Origin of the sequence: Achromobacter sp. UMC71, assembly GCF_014170305.1 — a bacterium.
In the GTDB taxonomy this organism is placed as follows: Bacteria; Pseudomonadota; Gammaproteobacteria; order Burkholderiales; family Burkholderiaceae_B; genus Achromobacter.
This window is the reverse complement of record NZ_LZZT01000015.1, coordinates 406,337-427,916: the sequence shown is the minus strand read 5'-3', so window position 1 is coordinate 427,916 and position 21,580 is coordinate 406,337. Positions and strand designations below refer to the sequence as shown.

Annotated in this window: 23 protein-coding genes; 18 read left to right on the top strand and 5 right to left on the bottom strand. The window is 65.1% G+C overall.

Annotated elements, in window-relative coordinates; translation table 11 throughout:
• The first annotated feature begins 17 nt into the window (after positions 1-17).
• The 13 genes from A9974_RS08370 to erpA all read left to right on the top strand — a co-directional run bounded on the left by A9974_RS08370 (position 18) and on the right by erpA (position 10,569).
• Positions 18-1,115 carry a twin-arginine translocation signal domain-containing protein gene (locus A9974_RS08370; RefSeq protein WP_183003617.1) on the top strand — a complete coding sequence of 366 codons (1,098 nt, stop codon included), beginning with the start codon at positions 18-20 and terminating at the stop codon, positions 1,113-1,115.
• A 256-nt stretch (positions 1,116-1,371) separates the two neighbouring features.
• On the top strand, positions 1,372-2,526 hold the full coding sequence (locus A9974_RS08365; protein WP_183003616.1) for an ABC transporter substrate-binding protein: 1,155 nt from the start codon (positions 1,372-1,374) through the stop codon (positions 2,524-2,526).
• An 84-nt stretch (positions 2,527-2,610) separates the two neighbouring features.
• On the top strand, positions 2,611-3,492 hold the full coding sequence (locus A9974_RS08360) for a branched-chain amino acid ABC transporter permease (RefSeq protein WP_025137594.1): 882 nt from the start codon (positions 2,611-2,613) through the stop codon (positions 3,490-3,492).
• A 3-nt stretch (positions 3,493-3,495) separates the two neighbouring features.
• A complete protein-coding gene (locus A9974_RS08355) occupies positions 3,496-4,371 on the top strand; it encodes a branched-chain amino acid ABC transporter permease (protein WP_183003615.1) in 876 nt (291 codons plus the stop codon).
• A complete protein-coding gene (locus A9974_RS08350; RefSeq protein ID WP_183003614.1) occupies positions 4,364-5,152 on the top strand; it encodes an ABC transporter ATP-binding protein in 789 nt (262 codons plus the stop codon). Before A9974_RS08355 ends, A9974_RS08350 begins: the two co-directional genes overlap by 8 nt.
• Positions 5,149-5,862 (top strand): ABC transporter ATP-binding protein, encoded by a 714-nt coding sequence (locus A9974_RS08345; RefSeq protein WP_025137591.1) that lies wholly within the window; start codon positions 5,149-5,151, stop codon positions 5,860-5,862. Before A9974_RS08350 ends, A9974_RS08345 begins: the two co-directional genes overlap by 4 nt.
• Positions 5,863-6,205: 343 nt before the next feature.
• Positions 6,206-6,634, top strand: coding sequence for a 50S ribosomal protein L13 (gene rplM, locus A9974_RS08340; protein WP_006217309.1), 429 nt, complete (start codon positions 6,206-6,208; stop codon positions 6,632-6,634).
• 9 nt (positions 6,635-6,643) lie between these two features.
• A complete protein-coding gene (gene rpsI, locus A9974_RS08335; RefSeq protein WP_006388641.1) occupies positions 6,644-7,036 on the top strand; it encodes a 30S ribosomal protein S9 in 393 nt (130 codons plus the stop codon).
• A gap of 135 nt (positions 7,037-7,171) precedes the next feature.
• The gene (locus A9974_RS08330) at positions 7,172-7,468 is read left to right on the top strand and encodes a hypothetical protein (RefSeq protein WP_183003613.1); all 297 of its coding nucleotides are present in this window, start codon (positions 7,172-7,174) and stop codon (positions 7,466-7,468) included.
• Positions 7,469-7,475: 7 nt separating this feature from the next.
• The gene (locus tag A9974_RS08325; protein WP_183003612.1) at positions 7,476-8,090 is read left to right on the top strand and encodes a hypothetical protein; all 615 of its coding nucleotides are present in this window, start codon (positions 7,476-7,478) and stop codon (positions 8,088-8,090) included.
• Positions 8,091-8,259: 169 nt separating this feature from the next.
• Entirely contained in the window at positions 8,260-9,324 is a 1,065-nt protein-coding gene (argC, locus tag A9974_RS08320) for an N-acetyl-gamma-glutamyl-phosphate reductase (protein ID WP_183003611.1), read from the top strand.
• A gap of 40 nt (positions 9,325-9,364) precedes the next feature.
• On the top strand, positions 9,365-10,111 hold the full coding sequence (locus tag A9974_RS08315) for a DUF6776 family protein (RefSeq protein ID WP_183003610.1): 747 nt from the start codon (positions 9,365-9,367) through the stop codon (positions 10,109-10,111).
• 86 nt (positions 10,112-10,197) lie between these two features.
• The gene (gene erpA / locus A9974_RS08310; protein WP_006388644.1) at positions 10,198-10,569 is read left to right on the top strand and encodes an iron-sulfur cluster insertion protein ErpA; all 372 of its coding nucleotides are present in this window, start codon (positions 10,198-10,200) and stop codon (positions 10,567-10,569) included.
• Positions 10,570-10,773: 204 nt separating this feature from the next.
• On the opposite strand, the gene A9974_RS08305 is transcribed toward erpA, so the two are convergent.
• Positions 10,774-11,862: an anhydro-N-acetylmuramic acid kinase gene (locus tag A9974_RS08305; protein WP_370539600.1), complete on the bottom strand. Its 1,089-nt coding sequence runs from the start codon at positions 11,860-11,862 to the stop codon at positions 10,774-10,776.
• Between the two features lie 299 nt (positions 11,863-12,161).
• On the bottom strand, positions 12,162-13,571 hold the full coding sequence (locus A9974_RS08300; protein ID WP_183003608.1) for a peptidoglycan DD-metalloendopeptidase family protein: 1,410 nt from the start codon (positions 13,569-13,571) through the stop codon (positions 12,162-12,164).
• Positions 13,572-13,832: 261 nt separating this feature from the next.
• Here A9974_RS08300 and tyrS point away from each other — a divergent pair, with 261 nt between their 5' ends.
• Together tyrS and A9974_RS08290 are read left to right on the top strand one after the other, a co-directional pair.
• Positions 13,833-15,062, top strand: coding sequence for a tyrosine--tRNA ligase (gene tyrS, locus A9974_RS08295; protein ID WP_183003607.1), 1,230 nt, complete (start codon positions 13,833-13,835; stop codon positions 15,060-15,062).
• 97 nt (positions 15,063-15,159) lie between these two features.
• Complete coding sequence (locus A9974_RS08290; RefSeq protein ID WP_183003606.1) at positions 15,160-15,816, top strand: YbhB/YbcL family Raf kinase inhibitor-like protein; 657 nt, start codon at positions 15,160-15,162, stop codon at positions 15,814-15,816.
• 73 nt (positions 15,817-15,889) lie between these two features.
• Here the strand turns inward: A9974_RS08290 and A9974_RS08285 are convergent, their stop codons facing one another.
• On the bottom strand, positions 15,890-16,528 hold the full coding sequence (locus A9974_RS08285) for a LysE family translocator (protein ID WP_183003605.1): 639 nt from the start codon (positions 16,526-16,528) through the stop codon (positions 15,890-15,892).
• Between the two features lie 219 nt (positions 16,529-16,747).
• Between A9974_RS08285 and glyA the strand changes: the two genes are divergently transcribed.
• Together glyA and nrdR are read left to right on the top strand one after the other, a co-directional pair.
• Positions 16,748-17,998, top strand: coding sequence for a serine hydroxymethyltransferase (glyA, locus tag A9974_RS08280; protein ID WP_183003604.1), 1,251 nt, complete (start codon positions 16,748-16,750; stop codon positions 17,996-17,998).
• A gap of 124 nt (positions 17,999-18,122) precedes the next feature.
• Positions 18,123-18,602: a transcriptional regulator NrdR gene (nrdR, locus tag A9974_RS08275; protein WP_183003603.1), complete on the top strand. Its 480-nt coding sequence runs from the start codon at positions 18,123-18,125 to the stop codon at positions 18,600-18,602.
• Positions 18,603-18,681: 79 nt separating this feature from the next.
• On the opposite strand, the gene A9974_RS08270 is transcribed toward nrdR, so the two are convergent.
• Both A9974_RS08270 and A9974_RS08265 read right to left on the bottom strand, forming a co-directional pair.
• Complete coding sequence (locus tag A9974_RS08270; protein ID WP_183003602.1) at positions 18,682-19,641, bottom strand: GlxA family transcriptional regulator; 960 nt, start codon at positions 19,639-19,641, stop codon at positions 18,682-18,684.
• Between the two features lie 10 nt (positions 19,642-19,651).
• Positions 19,652-20,215: a cysteine hydrolase family protein gene (locus A9974_RS08265; RefSeq protein ID WP_183003601.1), complete on the bottom strand. Its 564-nt coding sequence runs from the start codon at positions 20,213-20,215 to the stop codon at positions 19,652-19,654.
• A gap of 201 nt (positions 20,216-20,416) precedes the next feature.
• Here A9974_RS08265 and ribD point away from each other — a divergent pair, with 201 nt between their 5' ends.
• On the top strand, positions 20,417-21,568 hold the full coding sequence (gene ribD / locus A9974_RS08260; RefSeq protein ID WP_255468079.1) for a bifunctional diaminohydroxyphosphoribosylaminopyrimidine deaminase/5-amino-6-(5-phosphoribosylamino)uracil reductase RibD: 1,152 nt from the start codon (positions 20,417-20,419) through the stop codon (positions 21,566-21,568).
• Positions 21,569-21,580: the final 12 nt, after the last annotated feature.

Here is a 21,580-nt window from a genome sequence, read left to right as displayed (position 1 = left end):
GGTAGAGGAGCAAAGAGATGCAACGACGTTCATTCTTGAAGCAGGCCGGCCTGGGCGCCGTGGCGGCGGGCGCGGCGGTCAGCGCACCCGCCCTGGCGCAGGATTCGCCCTCTCTCAGCTGGCGCCTGGCGTCCGGCTTTCCCGCTGCCCTGGACCTGCGCGTGGGTGCCGGTGCGGCGTTCTGCAAATTCGTGTCCGACGCCACCGGCGGCAAATTCACCATCAAGCAGCTGGCCGATGGCGAGATCGCACCCGCGGCCGACCTGATGGATGCCGTTGGCGCCGCCAAGGTCGAATGCGCGCATGTGTCCTCGGGCATCTACTTCGCCAAAAACCCCGCCTTCTGCTTCGATTCGGCCGTGCCGTTCGGGCTGGACGCCACCCAGATGAACGCCTGGATGTTCGAAGGCGACGGCCTGCGCCTGACGCGCGAGCTGTTCAAGGCGCAGAAGATCGTCAACTTCCCGCTGGGCAACACCGGCCCGCAGATGGGCGGCTGGTCCAAGCGCGAAATCAAGCGCGCCACCGACCTGAAAGATCTGAAGATGCGGGTGGACGGCCTGGCCGCGCAGGTGCTGGCCCACCTGGGCGTAGCACCGCAGCAGGCCGATCTGGCCAAGCTGGCCGAGGCCTTCGAGAAGGACGGGCTGGAAGCGGTGGCGGGAACGGGCGCCGTCGAGGACGCCAAGCTCGGCCTGAACAAGGTCGCCAAGTTCTATTACGGCCCCAGCTGGTGGGCCGCCGGCGAACAGCTGTCGCTCTATATCAACGAAGAAGCCTGGGCCAAGCTGCCCAAGCACTACCAGGCGGTGGTCGAGGCTGCCGCCCTGGCCGCGCACGCCAAGGCCAGCGCCGCTTTCGACGCCCGTAACCCCGCCGCCCTGGCCCAATTGGCCGCTGCCGGCGCCCAGGTGCGCGCATTTCCGCGCTCGGTCATGGACGCCGCCTTCGAGGCCGCCCAGCAGGTCTACAAGGAATTGAACGACAAAGACCCCAAGTTCAAGGCGCTCTACGACAGTTACATGGGCTTTCGCGACAACGCGATGCCCTGGTTCCGGCTGACCGAAGGCGCCTACGACCAATATCTGGGCGTGGCGCTGTCCGCCCGCAGTTAAGGCAGTTCCGGGTGCCGAATGGCATTCGGCAGGAGGTGGGGTTTTCGCTGATAACCCCGGTTTTTTTACAAAAAAGTGGGCGGTTTTGATCCTTTTGTTGAACGGCATTCGAGTTTCCGCCTGATACAAAGGAGTAATATCCCGGGTCTTGACGCGCAAACGTGGCGCCTTTAGGCGGCATTGGACGCCAATCCGGCGGGATCACTCCAGCCCGGATAACCAACATTCCGAGACAGACTTTAAGGTGGTATCAACCATGCAATTCAAGACCAAGAAGCTGCTGGCCGCGCTGATCGTTGCCGGCGTCGCCCCGGCTGCGCACGCCGCTGACATCAAGCTGGGTGTGGCTGAAGCCCTGTCGGGCGGCGCTGCCCAGTACGGCGTGTCGATCCGCAACGGCTTTCAGCTGGCGGCCGACGAGATCAACGCCGCGGGCGGGATCAACGGCAACAAGATCGTGCTGGTGGTCGAGGACGAACAAGGCAAGAAAGAAGAAGCGATCAACGTCTTCAAGAAGCTGATCTTCAAGGACAACGTCCTGATGGTCTTCGGCCCGACGCTGTCGAACTCGGCTCAAGCCGCCGACCCGATCGCCCAGGCCGCCAAGACGGTCGCCTTCGGCACGTCCAATACCGCCGACGGCATCACCTCCATCGGCAACTACGTGTTCCGCAACTCGGTCACCGAAGCCGACGTGCTGCCGGCCACCATCTCCACCGTCAAGGCCAAGACCGGCCTGAAGAACGTGGCGGTGCTCTACGGCAACGACGACGTCTTCACCAAGAGCGGCTACGACAATTTCAAGAAGGCCCTGGAAGACCAGAAGATCCCGGTTACCACCACCGAAACCTTCGCCAAGGGCGACGTGGACTTCAAGGCCCAACTGACCAAGATCAAGGGCACCAACCCCGACGCCATCGTGCTGTCGGCGCTGTTGGCCGAAGGCGCCCCGATCATGGTGCAGGCCCGTCAACTGGGCATCAACGTGCCCGTCATCGGCGGCAACGGCATGAACTCGGTCAAGATTTTCGACCTGGCCCCTGGCGGCGCGTCGAACAATCTCTGGATCGGCAGCCCGTGGTCGATCGAGAACAAGGCCCCCGAGAACGTCAAGTTCATCGACGCCTACAAGGCCAAGTTCAACGGTTCGCCCGACCAGTTCGCGGCGCAGTCGTATGACGCCATGTACATCGTGGCCCAGGCACTGAAGAACACCAAGATCTCCGGCGAACTGACCAAGGACCGCGCAGCCCTGCGCGACGCCTTGCCCACCGTGACGTGGACCGGCGCCACCGGCGCCTTCAAGTTCCGTCAGGCCACCGACCGTGCCGGCAAGCCCGCCGGCTACGACGCCGACCAGGCGCCGATCGTCAGCGTGACCAAAGACGGCAAGTACGTCATCGAGAAGTAAGCGCTACGCATCCCCGCGCGGGGGGATGCGCCTTGCGGACGGCCTGGCCGTCCGCAGGGCGCTTTTGATTTGGAAAGTCCCATCATGTTCGAACAACAATTCGTCAATGCCTTGTCGCTGGGCTGTGTGTATGCACTGTTCGCGCTGGGCTTCACGCTGATCTTCGGCGTGCTCGGGGTGATCAACCTGGCGCATGGCGCCGTATTCATGGTTGGCGCCTACGCGGCACTGTTCGTGGTCCAGCAATTCGGCCTGCCCCTGTGGGCGGCGCTGATGGTCGCGTTCTTCGTGGCCGGCTTCACCGGGGTCATCATCGACTACCTGGTGCTCAAGCCGCTGCGTAAGCGCAACGCGCCCCACCTGATCCCCATGATCGCCACGATTGGCGTGGGCATCATCCTGAATAACGGCGCCCAGAGCATCTTCGGCGCCAGCAACCTGCGCTTCCCGCACGGCACCGTGCCCGAAGACGTCATCGAAATCGCCGGCCTGCACCTGACCGTCATCGAACTGGGCATCATCTTCCTGTCGTTCGCGCTGATGGCCGTGCTGATGTTCGTCATGCGCCGCACGCAGTTTGGCCGCGCCCTGCGCGCCATCGCCGAATCCCCCAAGGCCGCCTGGCTGCTGGGGATCAACGTCGAAAAGCTGTTCGTGACGACCTCGTTCGCCGCCGCCGCCCTGGGCGGCGTGGCCGGCGTGCTGATCGGCCTGTACTCGAACGCGCTGTTCCCGCTGATGGGCCAGCCGATGCTGCACAAGGGCATCGCGGTCATCATTCTGGGCGGCATGGGCGACATTCGCGGCGCCATGCTGGGCGGTCTCTTCCTGGGTTTCGCGGAAGTGCTGTCGGTGGCCTACATCGGCTCCACCATGCGAGACGCGGTGGCTTTCGGCCTGCTGTTCCTGATCCTGCTGGTGCGCCCGCAGGGTCTGTTCGGCAAAGTGGTTCAACGCAAGGCTTAAAGAATGAGCGGATTCGAAAACTTCTGGGCCATCTACGGCAACCTGGTGCTCACGCTGGGCACCAACGCCTTGCTGGCCCTCTCCATTTGGCTGACCCTGGCCTGCGGCATGCTGGCCATGGCCAACGCCGCCTTCATGGGCATCGGGGCGTACACCGCCGCGCTGCTCACCATGAACTACGACGTCTCGTTCCCGGTCGCGCTTGCCGGCGGCATGGCGGCGCCCGCCCTGGTGGCGGCGCTGATCGGCTTGCCGACCTTGCGCCTGTCGGGGGTCTACCTGGCCATGGCCACGCTGGGCTTCGGTGAAGTCGTCCGCGTGACCATCCTGAACACCGAGTCCCTCACCGGCGGCGCGCTGGGCCTTAACGGCATTCCGCAGCTGACCCAGTGGTGGCACGTGGTGCTGGCGGTCGTCATCGTCCTGTTCGTGCTATGGCGTGTGCGCGCCTCCAAGATCGGCCGCTCGTTCGATGCCATTCGCGGCGACGAAACGGCGGCGGGCCTGATGGGCATCGACGTGCGTGCCAACAAGATGCTGGCCTTCGTGGCCGGCGCGATGATCGCGGGCCTGGCCGGCGCCTTGAACGCGCACCTGACTTTCTTCATCGGCCCCAATGAATACGGCTTTGACCGTGGCGTGGAAATCCTGACCATGGCCATCCTGGGCGGCATCGGCGGTCTGGCCGGTCCCGTGCTGGGCAGCTTCATCATTACCGTGCTGCCTGAATTGCTGCGCGGTTTTGCGGATTTGCGCTTGATCGCGAACGGAGTGATCCTGGTGGTGATTGTGTTGTTCCTGCCGCAAGGCATCTGGGATCCGGCGCGCTTCAAGCGCTGGATGCGTCAAGGCCGCCAAGGAGGAAAGCGCCATGCTTGAACTTTCCTCCGTCTCCAAGAGCTTTGGCGGCCTGCATGTGCTGCATGACGTCAGCCTGTCCGTGCCCGAAGGCTCCATCTTCGGCCTGATCGGCCCGAACGGCGCCGGCAAGACCACGGTGTTCAACCTGATCACAGGGCTGTTGCCGCCCACCGGCGGCACCATCACGTTCAACGGCGAAAGCGTCCTGAACAGGAAGCCGCACGTCATCACCCGCATGGGCATCGCCCGCACCTTCCAGAACATCCGTCTCTTCAAAGAGATGACGCTGCTGGAAAACGTGGTGGTCGGCGCCTACCGCCACATGAACTACGGCTTCCCCAGCCTGCTGCTGGGCCTGCCGGGCTATCGCGAGCACGAAAAGCGCGCCCGCGAGCGCGCCCACGAACTCCTGACGTGGATGCGCCTGGATCACAAGGCCAATGACCTGGCCGACAACCTGTCCTACGGCGAACAGCGCCGCCTGGAGCTGGCGCGCGCGCTGGCCACCGAGCCCAAGCTGTTGCTGCTGGACGAGCCCGTGGCAGGCATGAACACCGGCGAACGCGCCGAGCTCATGCGCGAAATCCTGGCCATCCGCGACCGCGGCTACACCATCCTCATGATCGAGCACGACATGCGCTTCGTCATGGGCCTGTGCGAGCGCATCGCGGTGCTGAACTTCGGCAAGATCATCGCTTGCGGCGGACCCGAAGAGATCCGCAACAACGAGCAGGTCATCGAGGCCTACCTGGGCCGCGAAGACGAAGACGACACCGAACACGCGGAGGCCGCAAAATGAGCAGCGCAATGCTGGAAGTCCGCGGACTCGAGGTCAACTACGGCCATATCGAAGCCGTCCGCGGCATCGACCTGGACCTGGAAGCCAAGGAAATCACCGCCCTGGTCGGCGCCAACGGCGCCGGCAAGTCGACCACGCTGCTGGCCCTATCGGGCCTGTTGCCCAAGGCGCGTGGCAAGATCCTCTTCGAAGGCGAAGACATCACCAACCTGGCGCCGCACCAGCTGGTCGCGCGCGGCATTGTCCAGGTGCCGGAGGGCCGGGCCATCCTCACCACCATGACCGTGCTGGAAAACCTCGAGCTGGGCGCTTACCGCCGCGGCTTGAAGAACGTCGGCAACGATCTGGAATACGTGTTCAACCTGTTCCCGCGCCTGAAAGAACGGATCACCGGCATCGCCGGCAACCTGTCGGGCGGCGAACAGCAGATGCTGGCGATCGGCCGGGCCCTGATGGCCAAGCCGCGCCTGCTGCTGCTGGACGAGCCGTCGATGGGCCTGGCGCCCATCGTGGTACAGGAAATCTTCCGCTCGCTGCGCGCCATCAACGCTGACGGCCTGACGCTGTTCCTGGTGGAGCAGAACGTGCGCCAGGCGCTGAAGATCGCCCAGCACGGCTATGTGCTGGAAAACGGCGCCATGGCGCTGGCCGGCACCGGCCGCGGCCTGCTGGGCCACCCGAGGGTGCTGGAAGCCTACCTGGGCGCCTGACGGGCTTCTCCGGGAACAGGGGCATGAAACGGGGCCGGCAGGGCGACGTTCATGTCCCTTTTTATTTACGCAACAGCCGTTCCCTGGGGAGCGGCCGTCCCCCAGCCTGGATCGCTGTCCACTTGCCCATTTTTTGAGCATCCGTGGTAGAATTTCAGGCTTTCCCTCATTTTGACCATTGCACGGGCGGGTAATAACGCTTAGGCGGGACGTCGATAGAGGTTGCGAGATCAGGTGACTGCGCAGGTAACCCCAGCGGATTCATCTCTGTTTTTTGCAGCCTAGTTGGGGAAAAAACCTGGCCGGATAGTCCAGCCAGACATTTTTTTACTTAGGAACCATCATGAAGACCTTTGTGGCCAAGCCGCATGAAGTCCAACGTGACTGGTTTGTGATCGACGCCAAGGGCAAAGTCCTCGGTCGTGTGGCCAGCGAAGTCGCACGTCGTCTGCGTGGCAAGCACAAACCTGAATTCACGCCGCACGTTGATACCGGCGATTACATCGTCATCATCAACGCTTCCGATATCGTCGTTACCGGTACCAAGGCGAAGGACAAGAAGTACTTCCGCCACACCACGTACCCGGGCGGTATCCGCGAAACGAACTTCGAGAAAATGCAAGAGCGTTTTCCCGGTCGCGCCATTCAGAAGGCCGTCAAGGGCATGCTGCCCAAGGGTCCTCTGGGCTACGCCATGATCAAGAAGCTGAAGGTCTATGCCGGTGCCGAGCACCCGCACACCGCCCAGCAGCCCAAGACGCTGGATATCTAAGGAAACGCCATGATCGGTAACTGGAATTACGGAACCGGCCGTCGCAAAACTTCGGTGGCTCGCGTTTTCATCAAGAAGGGCACCGGCAAGATCGTCGTCAACGGCAAGCCCGTCGACGAGTTCTTCGCTCGTGAAACCGGCCGTATGGTCGTGCGCCAGCCGCTGGAACTGACCGGCCACCTGGAATCGTTTGACATCAAAGTCAACGTGCACGGCGGCGGCGAAACCGGCCAGGCCGGCGCAGTTCGTCACGGCATCACGCGTGCCCTGATCGACTACGACGCGACCCTGAAGCCCGCCCTGTCGCAAGCTGGTTTTGTGACCCGCGATGCCCGCGAAGTCGAACGCAAGAAGGTCGGCTTCCGCAAGGCGCGCCGTCGCAAGCAGTTCAGCAAGCGTTAATCGCTGCGAAAAAAGCCCGCTTCCGAGCGGGCTTTTTTTTATCTGGCCGCTTTATTCTGCGGTCACCACGAAGTTGACGCTTTCGCGCTTCAATTTATACGATGAACATCGTATAATTTAGGACGGGAGCCCAGGATGGCGCAGCCGCAGGGATTCAAGGCGGTCAAGCGGGCTGTCTTGGCCGCGCTTCACTGCGGTGATTATCACCACGAGGCTCGTAACCATATCAACATAAAGAACTTACTGGCCACGGGTGAGGTCAGCGCACAGGACGTCGCCGACGTCATTCGCCGCAGTGATGGTGCAAGTTACGTCTGCAGTCGCTTGCACGCAGATCTTGCGATCGACTGCCACGTCATACGGACCCGCGGTTGGTATGTGAAGTTCTACTTCGCGGATCCCTCCACCATATTTATCAGTGTTCACCGTTGAGCGTGTCATGAAAATCTTTCGGGAAGGCGATAAAGGCACCGCGGTCTGCCATGACTGCGCCGCACTGGTGAAGACGACATTTCTGCGCCGTGACGTGCCGTTCAGCGATGGATCCGGGTCGGCAAGGAATATCCTGGTCGGCGTGTGCGACCTTTGCGGGCGTACGGTGTCTCACCCAGCCCAATCCACGCCCGCGATCAGCAAGGCGCGCAAGCAGGCTCTGGAGTCGATCGAAACGAATCTGCCCGCGGTGTACGTGGATATCCTGGATTACGCCGTGCATACGATCGATAACCAGGCTTCGACCGATTTTCGCCGCGTGCTGCTCTCCTACTTCATGCATAAGGCTGCCCAGAGCGACAAGGCTCCTCAACTGCTGAGGGCCGCGTTCGACAAGGCTGTCGCCAGATTCCCGGAGACGCGCGGCGCCCCGCGGCGCCGCTTATCCATGAAGGTCCCCGTACGGGTAGGGGAAGCCCTGCGCCGGCTGGAGGCCAGCACTGCACTCAACAAGACAGACCTGATCAAGTCCGTCGTCCTGGATATTCAGGACAAGGTGTTGGACCAGCCCAGGCCAGGCCTGATGGAAGAATTGAGAGCACTGTCCGCCATTTCGGCGTGATCAGGCAACGCGGGGCCCACGGATCCCGATTTTTCGAGCGCGGAACTCCGCGTTCTTCGCGCGGTCGGACGTTACTTGGCAGTCGCGTTGCCTCACGAGGGCCCGACGCAGTCTAGTATTCTCTGAGCGATACAATCCACTTTCGTTCTACGAAGAGTTCATACCTATCATGGCCCAAGCATCGAACACCCGTATCAAGGTTGGTATCGTCGGCGGCACCGGTTATACCGGCGTCGAACTGCTGCGCTTGTTGTCGCAGCACCCCAATGTGGAATTGACCGCCATCACTTCCCGTAAGGAAGACGGGCTGCCCGTGGCTGATATGTATCCGAACCTGCGCGGCCACGTGAAGATCGCTTTCTCCGCGCCGGAAAAAGCCAACCTGACCGACTGCGACGTGGTGTTCTTCGCCACGCCCCATGGCGTGGCCATGGCCCAGGCCCAGGAACTGATCGCCGCCGGCACCCGCGTCATCGACCTGGCCGCGGATTTCCGCCTGCAGGACATTCCTACGTTCGAACGCTGGTACAAAATTCCCCACACCTGCCCGGACATCCTGGCGGAATCCCAGTACGGCCTGGTCGAACTGAACCGCGAAGCCATTTCCAAGGCTCGCGTCATCGGCAACCCCGGCTGCTATCCCACCACCGTGCTGCTGGGCCTGGCCCCGCTGCTTGAGGGCGGCAAGCAACTGGTCGACACGCAAACCTTGATCGCCGACTGCAAGTCGGGCGTGTCCGGTGCTGGCCGCAAAGCCGAAGTCAGCTCGCTGTTCTCGGAAGCGTCCGATAACTTCAAGGCCTACGGCGTGGCGGGTCACCGCCATCATCCGGAAATCGTCGCCCAACTCGAAAAGATCGCCGGCGGCAAGGTCGGCCTGACCTTCGTGCCGCACCTGGTGCCGATGATCCGCGGCATGTTCTCCACCATCTACGCCCGCATCCTGCCCGAGGCGCGCGACACCGACTTCCAGGCGCTCTTCGAAGCGCGTTATGCCGACGAGGCCTTCGTCGACGTCATGCCCGCCGGCAGCCTGCCCGAAACGCGCTCGGTGCGTGCCTCGAACAACCTGCGCATCGCGCTGTCGCGCCCGGGTGGCGGCGACCAGCTCATCATCCTGGTCGTGCAAGACAACCTGGTGAAGGGCGCGGCGGGCCAGGCGGTGCAGAACATGAACCTGATGTTCGGCGTCGACGAAACCGTGGGCCTGGACCAGGTCGCGATCCTGCCCTGAGGCCCTGCCGGGCTGGCGGCTTGCCGCCGGCCCGCTTCCCATGTCCAACGATTCGTCCGCAACACCTCGACTTCCTCGCGCGGGCTCCGGCCTGCGCGTCGCCGCCGGCATCGTGGCCGGGCTGCTGTTGGGCGTGGCGGCGGGTTACTTCTACGCCCGCGGCATCTACCAGCCCAAGGATGCGGTGGTGCTCAGCACCGCGCAGGTCGAGGCGCGCGACGAAGCCGTGCGCCAGCAGGCGGCCGAGCTGCGCTATCTGCGTGGCCAGCTCGACACGGCCGACGGCGAGCTGGTCATCGAGCGCTCCGCCCGCCAGGAGCTTGAAACCCAGCTGCACGCCGCCCAGGCCGAAGTCGGCCGGGTCCGCGACCAGCTGGCGTTTTTCGAACAACTGCTGCCGCCCGGGCCTGAAGGCTCGGTGGATATCCGCGGCGCCGAGATCACACGCGACGGCGCCGGACTGCGTTACAAGGTGCTGTTGATGCGCAGTGGCCGCAACGGCGCGGCCGCGTTCGCGGGCACGCTGCGGTTCCAGGCCACGGGTACGCTCAAGGGCGAAACTGTCACCGTCGACCTGGCGCCGTTGCAGGTCAAGGCCGAATCCGGGCCCGTGCCCGCCACGGGCGAAACCACCACCGCGGCGTCGCTGGCGCTGCAATTTGACCAGTATCAGCGCAGCCAGGGCGTCCTGGCCGTGCCCGAGGGATTTGTCCCCGAAAGCGTGACCATCAGTGTTCTCGAGGGCGAGACTGTCCGCGCCTCCCGCAGCGTCAAGCTCGAACTTTGAGTCTGGGCAGGGCCTGCGCTATAGTGCCTATATACGAGCGGCGACGCCGCTCACCGGAATACGGCCGTACCGGCCAGGAGTGAATCATGAATGCAGTGACCGAAACCGTCGACCTGCAGGCCGCGCCGCCTGCTCCCTTGGTGTTTACCGACTCGGCAGCCGCCAAGGTCAAGGACCTGTTGGCGGAAGAAGGCAACCCCGAGCTGAAGCTGCGCGTGTTCGTGCAAGGCGGGGGCTGTTCGGGTTTCCAGTACGGCTTCACGTTTGACGAGGTCGTCAACGAAGACGACACCGTGCTGGACAAGGCTGGCGTGCAGTTGCTGGTCGACCCCATGAGCTTCCAATACCTGGTCGGCGCCGAAATCGACTACAAGGAAGACCTGGAAGGCGCGCAGTTCGTCATCCGCAATCCCAACGCCAGCACCACCTGCGGCTGCGGTTCGTCGTTCTCGGTGTAAGCCGGCGGCGATAGCGCCTGTCTCGCGTGCGCGCGGGCCGGCGCTACGGCAGCTGCCGCAAGAAATCGTTGCGCGTGGTCATGAAAAAGCCCTTTGGTATACCGAAGGGCTTTTTGTTTGGCCAACGCCTTTGGCCGAGTCATCGGGCCGGACCGTCGGGCTGTGCCCTTGGATCGCTTCTTTGGATCGCTCTGGCGTGCCCGCTCAGGCGGGATACAGCGCGCCCAGCACACGCGGGCCGCGGGCGCCCGTGACGGCGGGTACGCCGGCCGGCCTGCGCGCCAGGAAGGCCTGCGCCAGCCAGGCAAAGGCCAGCGCTTCGACCTGTTGTGCCGGCACGCCCAGCGCATCGGTTGCGTGCACCGGACGTTGCAGGCAATACGCCAGTTCGCGCATCAGCCCGGCATTACGCGCGCCGCCGCCGCACACATAGACCTCGCGGGTGCCGGCCGCGGCTGCGTCGATGGCGTTGGCCACGGTGCGGGCCGTGAGCCGCTGCAGCGTGGCCTGTACGTCCTGCGGGGCGGGCGCCGGGCCGTCGTAGGCAGCCAGCCGGTCGTCCAGCCAGCGCATATTGAACAGGTCGCGGCCGGTGGATTTGGGCGGAGGCAGGGCGAACCAGGGTTCGCTGGCGATCAGCTGCTCGAGCAGCGGCGCCAGGACCTGGCCGGTGGCCGCCCAGCGGCCATCCATGTCGAAGGCTTGGCCCAGGTGGCGTTGGCACCAGGCGTCCAGGAACACGTTGGCCGGGCCGGTGTCGAAACCGCGCGGCGGCTGGCTGGGCGTCAGCAGTGTGACGTTGGCGATGCCGCCCAGGTTCAGCACGGCGCGGCCTTGCGGCGCGCCGAAGATGGCGGCGTGGAAGGGCGGCACCAGCGGCGCGCCCTGGCCGCCGGCCGCGACGTCGCGGCTGCGGAAGTCTGCCACCACGTCGATGCCGGTCAGTTCGGCCAGCAGGGCGGGGGCGTTCAGCTGCAGCGTATAGCCGCTGTCGGGGCGGTGGCGTACCGTCTGTCCATGGGCGCCGATGGCGGCGATGTCCCCGGCCGGGAGGCCTGACTGGCCGAGCAGGCCGGTCACGGCTTGCGCGTACAGGCGGGCCAGTTCGTTGGCGGCCAGCGCGGCGCGCGCCAGTTCGTCCTGGCCGGCCTGGTTCAGCGCCAACAGTTCGGTGCGCAGGGCGGCTGGCATGGGCAGGCTCACGCTCGCCAGCACCTGCGGCGGCTGGCCGTCCTGCAAGCGCGCCAGCACGCCGTCGACCCCGTCGACACTGGTGCCTGACATCAGCCCAATGAAATGTGACCCCCCACGCTGCCCCCGCTGCTGCGGGCTTGCTGCCCCCTGAGGGGGCTGCTCCGCCTTGGGGCGGCCCGGCGGAGTGCGCGGGCCCCCACGCTGCCCCCGCTGCTGCGGGCTTGCTGCCCCCCGAGGGGGCTGCTCCGCCTTGGGGCGGCCCGGCGGCGGAGCGGGTTCATCTGAGAGGGAGTTAGGCGCGTTTTGGTGATCGGTCATGAATAGGTCCGCCTAAGAAAAAAGCGGCCCGGCATCGAGATGCGGGCCGCTTTGCGGGTGCGCCATGCGGACGGGGCTGCTTAGCGGCTGGCCACGTTGGTCAGCGCGTCGGGCAGGGTCTGCTGGAACTCGGTCAGCAGTTGGATCTGCTGTTTGTACGGAGCCACGGCCTGGTTGAAGGCGCGGACTTCGGCGGGTTCCAGGGTGCGGGCAACGGGCAGGTCGACCGACAGCGGGTCGATGGGCTGGTTGTCGACGCGGAACTCGTAGTGCAGGTGCGGGCCAGTGGCCCAGCCGGTGGCACCGACGTAGCCGAGCAGCTGGCCCTGCGAGATCTTGGAGCCCTTGGTGATGCCTTCCGCGATACGGCTTTGGTGCGCGTACAGCGTGGAGTACTTGCCGTAGTGCTTGACGATGACCACGTTGCCGTAGCCGTTCTGCCAGCCCGAGAATTCCACCGTGCCGTCGGCCGTGGAGTGGATCGGCGTGCCCGAAGGCGCGGCGTAGTCCACGCCCTTGTGTCCCGTCCAGGTCTTGTGGATGGGGTGCATGCGCATGCCGAAGGTGGAGCTGATGCGGCTGAACTTCAGGGCGGTGCGCAGGAACGCGCCGCGCAGGCTGGTGCCGTCGAAGTCGTAATAGGAGCCGGTCTTGTTGTCGGCGCTGAACCAGACGGCGGTGTGGGTCTTGCCGCCGTTGATGAATTCCAGGGCCAGCACGCGGCCGGCGCCGGCGTAGCGGCCGTCGTGCGAACGCACTTCGTAGACCACGCGGAATTGGTCGCCCTGGCGCAGGTCGCGCAGGAAGTCGATCTTGGCGCTGAGGATGTCGGCCATCTGCATGGTGACCGAATCCGGGATGCCGGCGGCGTCGGTGGCGCCGAACAACGACGAGCGGATCGTGCCCACGGCGACGCGGGTCTGGCGATCGGTGCTTTCGGTGACTTCCTCGGCCTTGTAACCATCGCCGGTGCGCGCCACGTGCAGCATGCGGGTGACGACCTGGCCGTCAGCCTCGTTGCCGGGGGTGTGGATGTAGCGCAGCCAGATCAGGTTGCCTTCCGCGTCGGTCGCGGCCTGCACGGAGCGGCCCGGGTACAGCTTGTAGATGCTGCGGGCGCTGGCGTCGTGGGTCAGGAAGGTTTGCAGATCCGGCGAATCCAGTTCCAGGCGCTGCAGCACGGCGGCCAGCGTGTCGCCCGCGCGGATGCGGGTTTCGCTGATGTACGGCGCGGCGCTCGGCGTGCTGACTTCGACCTGTTCGGAGGTCAACGGCAGGACGCTCTGGATGATGCGGGAGGGGGGGAGTTCGCTGCGGTCGGGTTGCTGCACCATGCCCAGGGCGGCGGCGCCGGCAAACAAACCGATGGCGGTGACGAGGAGAGTGCGGCGGAAAAGTCCCGAGCGATGGGGCTTGGGTTCGACGGGCGCAAACACGGCAGCAACTTTGCGCTTGATGCTGCTCGCCAGGTCGTGGAGGCCACGATTCATCGTGAAGATACCCTCTCAGGTGGCATGAGCTCGCAGGGTGCGTGACACGAACGGCCCCCGCGCGCCACATATTTCAGGGGCAGGGGCTGGCGCGGGGCGCAACTTGTGAACAAACGGGTGGTAGACCGAAGCGCAACTGCGTATATATGACAGTTGCGTATGATTAGGGCGGTATCCTAGCTGATTCGGCTAGAATTTTCGATAGTTTTCGTCACTTTTTACACCTTTTTATCGGCTAAAGCCGTCGCGGCCCCCCTGAAAATGTCTCCCTCCGAAGCCCCCATTACCCCCGAAGTCGAAGCCGATCTGCGTATTGCCAAACGCGGATGCGATGAGCTGCTGGTCGAATCAGAGTTCGCCCGCAAGCTGGCCCGAAGCCGCGCCACCGGCGTGCCGCTGCGCATCAAGCTGGGGCTGGACCCGACCGCGCCGGACATCCACCTGGGCCACACGGTGGTGCTCAACAAGATGCGCCAGCTGCAGGACCTGGGCCACGAGGTCATCTTCCTGATCGGCGACTTCACCTCGACCATCGGCGATCCCAGCGGCCGCAACAGCACCCGCCCGCCGTTGACCCGCGAGCAGATCGAGGCCAACGCCAAGACCTACTATGCGCAGGCCAGCCTGGTGCTGGATCCGGCCCGCACCGAGATCCGTTACAACTCCGAATGGTGCGATCCGCTGGGCGCGCGCGGCATGATCCAACTGGCCTCGCGCTACACGGTGGCCCGCATGATGGAGCGCGAGGATTTCACCAAGCGCTTCAAGGGCGGCATCCCGATCTCGGTCCATGAATTCCTGTATCCGCTGATGCAGGGCTATGACTCGGTGGCGCTGAAGTCCGATCTGGAGCTGGGGGGCACCGATCAGAAGTTCAACTTGCTGGTCGGCCGCGAGCTGCAGAAGGAATACGGCCAGGAGCCGCAGTGCATCCTGACGATGCCGCTGCTGGTGGGCACCGACGGCGTAGAGAAGATGTCCAAGTCCAAGGGCAACTACATCGGCATTTCGGAGTCGCCCGATTCGATGTTCGGCAAGCTGATGTCGATCAACGATACGTTGATGTGGCGCTATTTCGAACTACTGTCGTTCCGCTCGCTGGAGGAGATCGCCGCGCTCAAGCAATCGATCGACGACGGCCGCAATCCGCGCGACGCCAAGGTCATGCTGGCCCAGGAAATCATCGCGCGCTTCCATTCGGCCAAGGCGGCCGACGACGCGCTGGCCACGTTCGAGGCGCGTTTCCGCGACGGCGCGATTCCCGAAGACATGCCCGAAGTCAGCATGGGCGGGGCGCCGGTGGGCATCCTGAAGCTGCTGCGCGAGGCTGGGCTGGTCGTGTCGGGCTCGGAAGCGCAGCGCAACGTCGAGCAGGGCGGGGTGCGCGTCAATGGCGACCGGGTGGAAGACAAGTCGCTGCAACTGCCCGCGGGCACCTACGTCGTTCAGGTGGGCAAGCGCAAGTTCGCACGTGTAACGGTGAACCCGTAATCGCGTAGGGTTGTGAACCCGTGATCGCGCAGTTTTTGATACGCTGGAGGCACGGTCAGGGGCAGGGACGCCTTTGCGGCACTTCAAGGAGCACGACATGAAACTTTCGAGTTTGTCTTTTTCCGATCACGAGTCGATCCCGGAGCGCTACGCCTTCGGCAAGATCGATGCGCAATCGCACGTCGCGCTGGCAGACAATTACAACCCGCAATTTTCCTGGGACGACGTGCCCGCGGGGACGCAGTCGTTTGCCCTGATCTGCCACGATCCGGACGTGCCCTCCAAACCCGACGACGTCAACCAGGAAGGGCGCGAGGTTTCCGCGGACCTGCCGCGCGTGGATTTCTTCCACTGGGTGCTGGTGGACCTGGCCGCCAGCATGCGTGACATCGAAGAGGGCGCCTTTTCCAACGGCATCACGCCGCGTGGCAAGGGCGGCCCGCTGGCGCCGCTGGACGCCCGCCAGGGCATCAACTCGTATTCGTCCTGGTTCGCCAATGACCACGACATGAGCGGCGACTACTTCGGCTATGACGGCCCTTGCCCGCCCTGGAACGACGCGCTGGTGCATCGCTATGTGTTCACGCTGTACGCGCTGGATGTCCCGACGCTGAACCTGCAGGGCGCCTTCACGGGTGAAGACGCGCTGCGGGCCATTCAGAAGCACGTGCTGGGCCAGGCGTCGGTGACGGGTACCTACACCCTCAATCCGAAGCTGGCGCCCAAGCAGATCGGAGCGACCTCGGCGTCCTGATCGCGACGCTCGGGTAAAAAAGGGCCACATTTAATGTGGCCCTTTTTATTGGCGGCGACGACGTAAGTGTCCATCAGCCGGTCGCGCGCTTCAGGCGCAGCAGCGCCACCCCGAAGGCGACGAACACCGAGCCCACGGCGCGATTGATCCATAGCACTGCGCGCGGCTGCTGGAACAGGCGGCGGGCGCGCCGCGCCAGCAGGCCATAGGCCAGCAGCGACGGCAGCGACATGGCCATGAAGATGCCGGTCAGGATGAAGAACTGCGGCAGCAGCGGTTCGGCGGCGTTCAGGAATTGCGGGAACAGCGCCGTGAAGAACAGAATGGGCTTGGGATTCAGGCCCGCCACGAATGTGGCTTCCAGGTACAAGGCCCAGGCGCCGCGGGGCGCACGCCCCTGGGTATCGGGCGGCGGCGCGGCTACGCTGCTGCGGCCCAGCAGGTGGCGCAGGCCCAGGTAGATCAGGTAGGCGGCGCCGGCGATCTTGAGCGCCGCGAACAGCAGCGCGGACGATTGCAGCACCACGCCCAGGCCCAGCATGGCGGCGGCGGACAGCAGGAACAGGCCGGTGACGTTGCCCAGCGAAGACGGCAGCACCGCGCGCAGTCCGCCGGCCGCGCCATTGCGCATGGCCAGGATGCTGGCGGGGCCGGGGGTGACGACGCTGACGGCGGCGACCAGGGTGTAGGCGATCAAGGTCTGGGTTTGCATGAAAGTTTCTCAAGTCGGGTTGAGTGCGTTTTCCGGCTGCGGGCGGGATGCCTGAAATTTCGGATCCTTGCCGGGAATTTTGCCGCCATTCGGGGCATTTTGGCGACAAGAGTAGCGGCGTGACGCGGTAAACTATTCGTCATTATCCGGGTTTACCCGCCCGGGCGCAGTTTCCTTTCTTCGCAGTTTCCTCTCATCCCGCTTCAGGAATCCCCCGTCATGTTTGACCGCAACCTCACCCTCTCCAAGGCTGACCCGGACGTCTGGGCCGCCATCCAGAAGGAAGACGTTCGCCAAGAGCAGCACATTGAGCTGATCGCTTCGGAGAACTACGCCAGCCCGGCCGTCATGGAAGCCCAGGGTACGCAGCTCACGAACAAGTACGCCGAAGGCTACCCGGGCAAGCGCTACTACGGCGGTTGCGAATACGTCGACGTGGTCGAACAGCTGGCCATCGACCGCCTGAAGCAGATCTTCGGCGCCGAGGCCGCCAACGTGCAGCCCAACTCGGGTTCGCAGGCCAACCAGGGCGTGTACATGGCTGTCCTCAAGCCGGGCGACACCGTGCTGGGCATGAGCCTGGCCGAAGGCGGCCACCTGACGCACGGCGCGTCGGTCAACGCCTCGGGCAAGCTGTACAACTTCATCTCGTACGGCCTGGACGAAAACGAAGTCCTGAACTACGCCCAGGTCGAGCAACTGGCCCGCGAGCACAAGCCCAAGCTGATCGTGGCCGGCGCATCCGCCTACGCCCTGCATATCGACTTCGAACGCATGGCCCGCATTGCCCATGAAAACGGTGCGCTGTTCATGGTCGACATCGCCCACTACGCGGGCCTGGTGGCCGGCGGCGCCTACCCCAACCCGGTGCCGCATGCCGACTTCGTCACCTCGACCACGCACAAGTCGCTGCGCGGCCCGCGCGGCGGCGTCATCATGATGAAGGCCGAATACGAAAAGGCCGTCAATTCGGCGATCTTCCCCGGCATCCAGGGCGGTCCGCTGATGCACGTCATCGCCGGCAAGGCCGTGGCCTTCAAGGAAGCGCTGGAACCCGAGTTCAAGGCCTACGCGCAGCAAGTCGTCAAGAACGCCAAGGTGCTGGCCGACACGCTGGTCAAGCGTGGCCTGCGCATCGTGTCGGGTCGCACCGAAAGCCACGTCATGCTGGTGGACCTGCGTTCCAAGGGCATCACGGGCAAGGAAGCCGAAGCCGTGCTGGGCCAGGCCCACATCACGGTCAACAAGAACGCCATCCCGAACGATCCGGAAAAGCCCTTCGTGACCAGCGGCATCCGCTTGGGCACCCCGGCCATGACCACCCGCGGTTTCACCGAAGCCGAAGCGGAACTGACCGCCAACCTGATCGCCGACGTGCTGGACAACCCGCGTGACGAGGCCAACATTGCTGCCGTGCGCGCCCGCGTCAACGAGCTGACCTCGCGCCTGCCGGTCTACGGCAAGAAGTAAAACGGCTCCCGGCGGCGTCAGCCGCCTGGCCCGCGCAAAGGACGGCTCCGCAACGGGCCGTCCTTTTGTTTCATCGTTACAATGTCGACGAATTATTGCCTTTTCGTGTTTTCAGGGATCACACATGCGGTGTCCATTTTGCGGCAATTCCGAAACGCAGGTCGTCGATAGCCGTGTCTCGGAAGAGGGCGACGCCATCCGCCGCCGGCGCCGCTGCCAGTCCTGTGACAAGCGGTTCACCACGTACGAGCGGGTAGAGCTGGCCTTGCCGTCGGTCGTCAAGCGCAATGGCAGCCGCAGCGACTACGATCCCGCCAAGCTGCGTGCCAGCCTGAGCCTGGCGCTGCGCAAGCGGCCGGTCAGCACCGAAGACGTGGATGCGGCCGTGGCCCGCATCGAAGAACAATTATTGGCCAGCGGCCTGCGCGAAGTGCCCACCGAGCACATCGGCGAACTGGTCATGAACGAGCTGCGCAAGCTGGACAAGGTGGCCTACGTGCGCTTTGCGTCGGTCTACAAGAGCTTCGAGGACATCGGCGAATTCGTCGAAGCGATCCGCGAGATGCAGGGTCCGCTGCTGCCGGGCAAGCTGCGCAAGGAATAAGGCCGCGGCGCCGCCGAAGCCGACGCGGGCCCGAGCGCCGTTGTGATCCACGCGGCCTTGGCCTGACCCAGGCCAGCGGCTACAGCGGTTCCGCCCGCGCCATGCTGGGCGTCTGCGGCTGGAACCGGCGCCACACGCGGCGCAGGTGCTGCGCCGAACCAAAGCCAGATTTCTCCGCCACCCTTTCCAGATTCAGCCGCGTCTCGCGCAGCATGTCGCGGGCCAGCGCCACGCGTATCTGATACAGGTAGTCCATCGGCGTGCAACCGGCATGCTCGCGGAACAGCCGCGTCAGATGGCGCGGGCTGGTGTGCGCCTGCTCGGCCAGCGATTGTGCCGACCAGGCCGCGGCCGGATCGCGCACGACCGCGTCCTGGACTCGGTGCACGCCCGGGTGCATGTGGTTGCGGTGCTCCAGCCAGGGCGACAGCGCGGAATCCGTGCCGGCGCGGCGCTGGTAGACCACCATGTCGCGCGCCACTTCGCTGGCCACGCGCGGGCCGCAATGACGCGACACCATGTGCAGGGCCAGGTCGATGCCGGCGGTGATGCCGGCGCTGCTGACCAGATTGCCGTCTTCCACGAAGATGCGGTTGTCGTGCAGCCGCGCCGTGGGGTCCATGGCGGCCAGCTGTTCCAGGCAGCTATGGTGCGTGGTGCAGTCGCGCTGGCGCGTCAGGCCGGCCGCGGCGGCGAACAGCGCGCCCGCGCAGACGGTCATCAGCGTGAAGCCGTCGGCCGGATGGCGTACGGCCAGCCAGTCGATGATGCGGCGGGCTTCGGGTTCGTCCAGGCGGGTGGGCTTGCCCACCACGCCCGACACGATCACCAGGGCTTCTGGCGGCAGCTGGTCGGGCAGCGGCTGGATGCGCGCCAGGTGCAGGCCGGGGATGCCGCTTTCGATCTCGGTGGACGGGCCGCAAAAATGCTGCGTGAACGCGTCGGGGCAGAGCTTGTTGGCCACGCGGAAGGCTTCCGCCGGGCCGGCCACGTCCAGCAGCACGATTCCCCTGGGCAGCACGAAGTGCACGGGAATCATCGCGGCCGCCTTATTGCGCGAAGGCGTCGGCGGCGCGCGCGATGCGGGCAAAGCGGCCCTGCAGCACGAGCTCGGTGCGGTCGCGGATCTCGGCCGGCGTGTAGTGCTGGCCCGAGGGGCTTTGCATGGCGAAGGTCAGCGTCGCGTCGGTCGGGAACACGACCTTGTAGCCCGCGTCGCTGGCGTGCCGGGTGGTGGTTTCGCAGCATTGTTCGGTGCGGATGCCACTGACGATCACGCCCTCGATGCCGTTGGCCGTCAGCCAGTCCTGCAGGGTCGAGCCGTCGGCGGTCTTGGCGTACAGCGAAGAATGCACGGTCTTGTGGAACACCGCGTCGGGCGAAATGCGCACTTCGGCCAGGGTCTTGACGTGGCCGGAAGCCAGCGAGAAGGGGTTGGCCGGATCGTTGGCGGCGCTGACATGGAACACCTGCAGCACCGGAATGCCACGGGCGGTGGCGGTATCGATCAGGCCTTGAATCTGGGCGACGAACGCCGGATATTCCGATTCGTCCCAAAACGGACGCTGCCGGAAGGAATCCTGGACGTCGATGACTATCAGTGCTTGTTTCATGGTTCCGGGCTCCGTGCCGTGGAATTTCAGGGTGTGTGTGACGTATTGTCATCTTGGTGCGGGCCCTCGGCGAGGCCGGCTCCAGACCAGCATCGGCCTAAAACGGACATTGATTTCGAGCGTCCCGCGACGATCATAGCGCTGTCCGGGCACGGCGTGCGCGCCGTGCCTGCCGTCCGTGGCGGACATACAATCCCAGGCATGATGCCTACCCCTGATTCCGACGACCTGACCTGGATGCGGCGCGCGCTGGCTTTGGCGCAGACCGTGATGTACACCACCTCGCCCAACCCGCGGGTGGGCTGCGTGATCGTGCGCGATGGCCGGGTGCTGGGCGAAGGCGCGACCCAGCCGCCGGGCGGGCCGCATGCCGAAGTCTGCGCCTTGCGCGATGCCCAGGCGCGGGGAGAATCGGTGGCGGGGGCCACGGTGTACGTCACGCTGGAGCCGTGCAGCCATTTCGGCCGCACGCCGCCCTGCGTGGATGCGCTGCTGGCCGCGGCGCCCGCGCGGGTAGTGGTGGCGCTGGGCGATCCGAATCCTCTGGTCAACGGCAAGGGCCTGGCGCGTCTGCGCGAGGCGGGCATTGCCGTTACGACCGGCATATGCCGCGAAGAGGCGCTGGCCATCAACGCCGGTTTCATGTCGCGCATGAGCCGCGGGTTGCCATGGGTGTGGCTCAAGATGGCCGCGTCGCTGGATGGCCGTAGCGCGCTGCATAACGGCGTGTCGCAGTGGATCACCGGCCCCGAGGCGCGGGCGGACGGCCACCGCTGGCGTGCCCGCAGCTGCGTGGTGCTGACCGGCATCGGCACCGTGCTCAAGGACGATCCGCAACTGACCGTGCGCAGCGTGCAGACGCCACGCCAGCCGCGCCGCGCGGTGGTCGACGGCCGCTTCGAGATGCCCGAAGACGCGCGCCTGATCGACGGCGGCGAGGTCATCCTGTTCACCGCCCGCGCCGATGCCGCCAAGCAGGCGCGGCTGGAGGCCAGAAACGTGCGGGTGGTGCCGTTGCCCGCCCAGGCGCCCGACCGGGTGGACCTGCCGGCGATGATGCGCTGGTTTGCCGCGCAGCAGTTCAACGAGATCCACGTCGAAGCTGGCGCGGGCCTGAGCGGCGCGCTGGTGGCGGCGGGCTGCATCGACGAGTTGCTGATCTACCAGGCGCCGATGCTGTTGGGCGACGCCGCGGGTATGGTGAAGCTGCCACGCCTGGAGCGGTTGGACGCCGCGCCGCGCTACGAGTTTGTCGACGTCGAGCGGGTGGGCGCCGACTTGCGCGTGCGGGCTCGGGTGGCGCAGCATTGGCGCGAATTGATGCGCCGGGTCGAGTTGCCGGCGCTGTCGTAGGACGCGTGACAT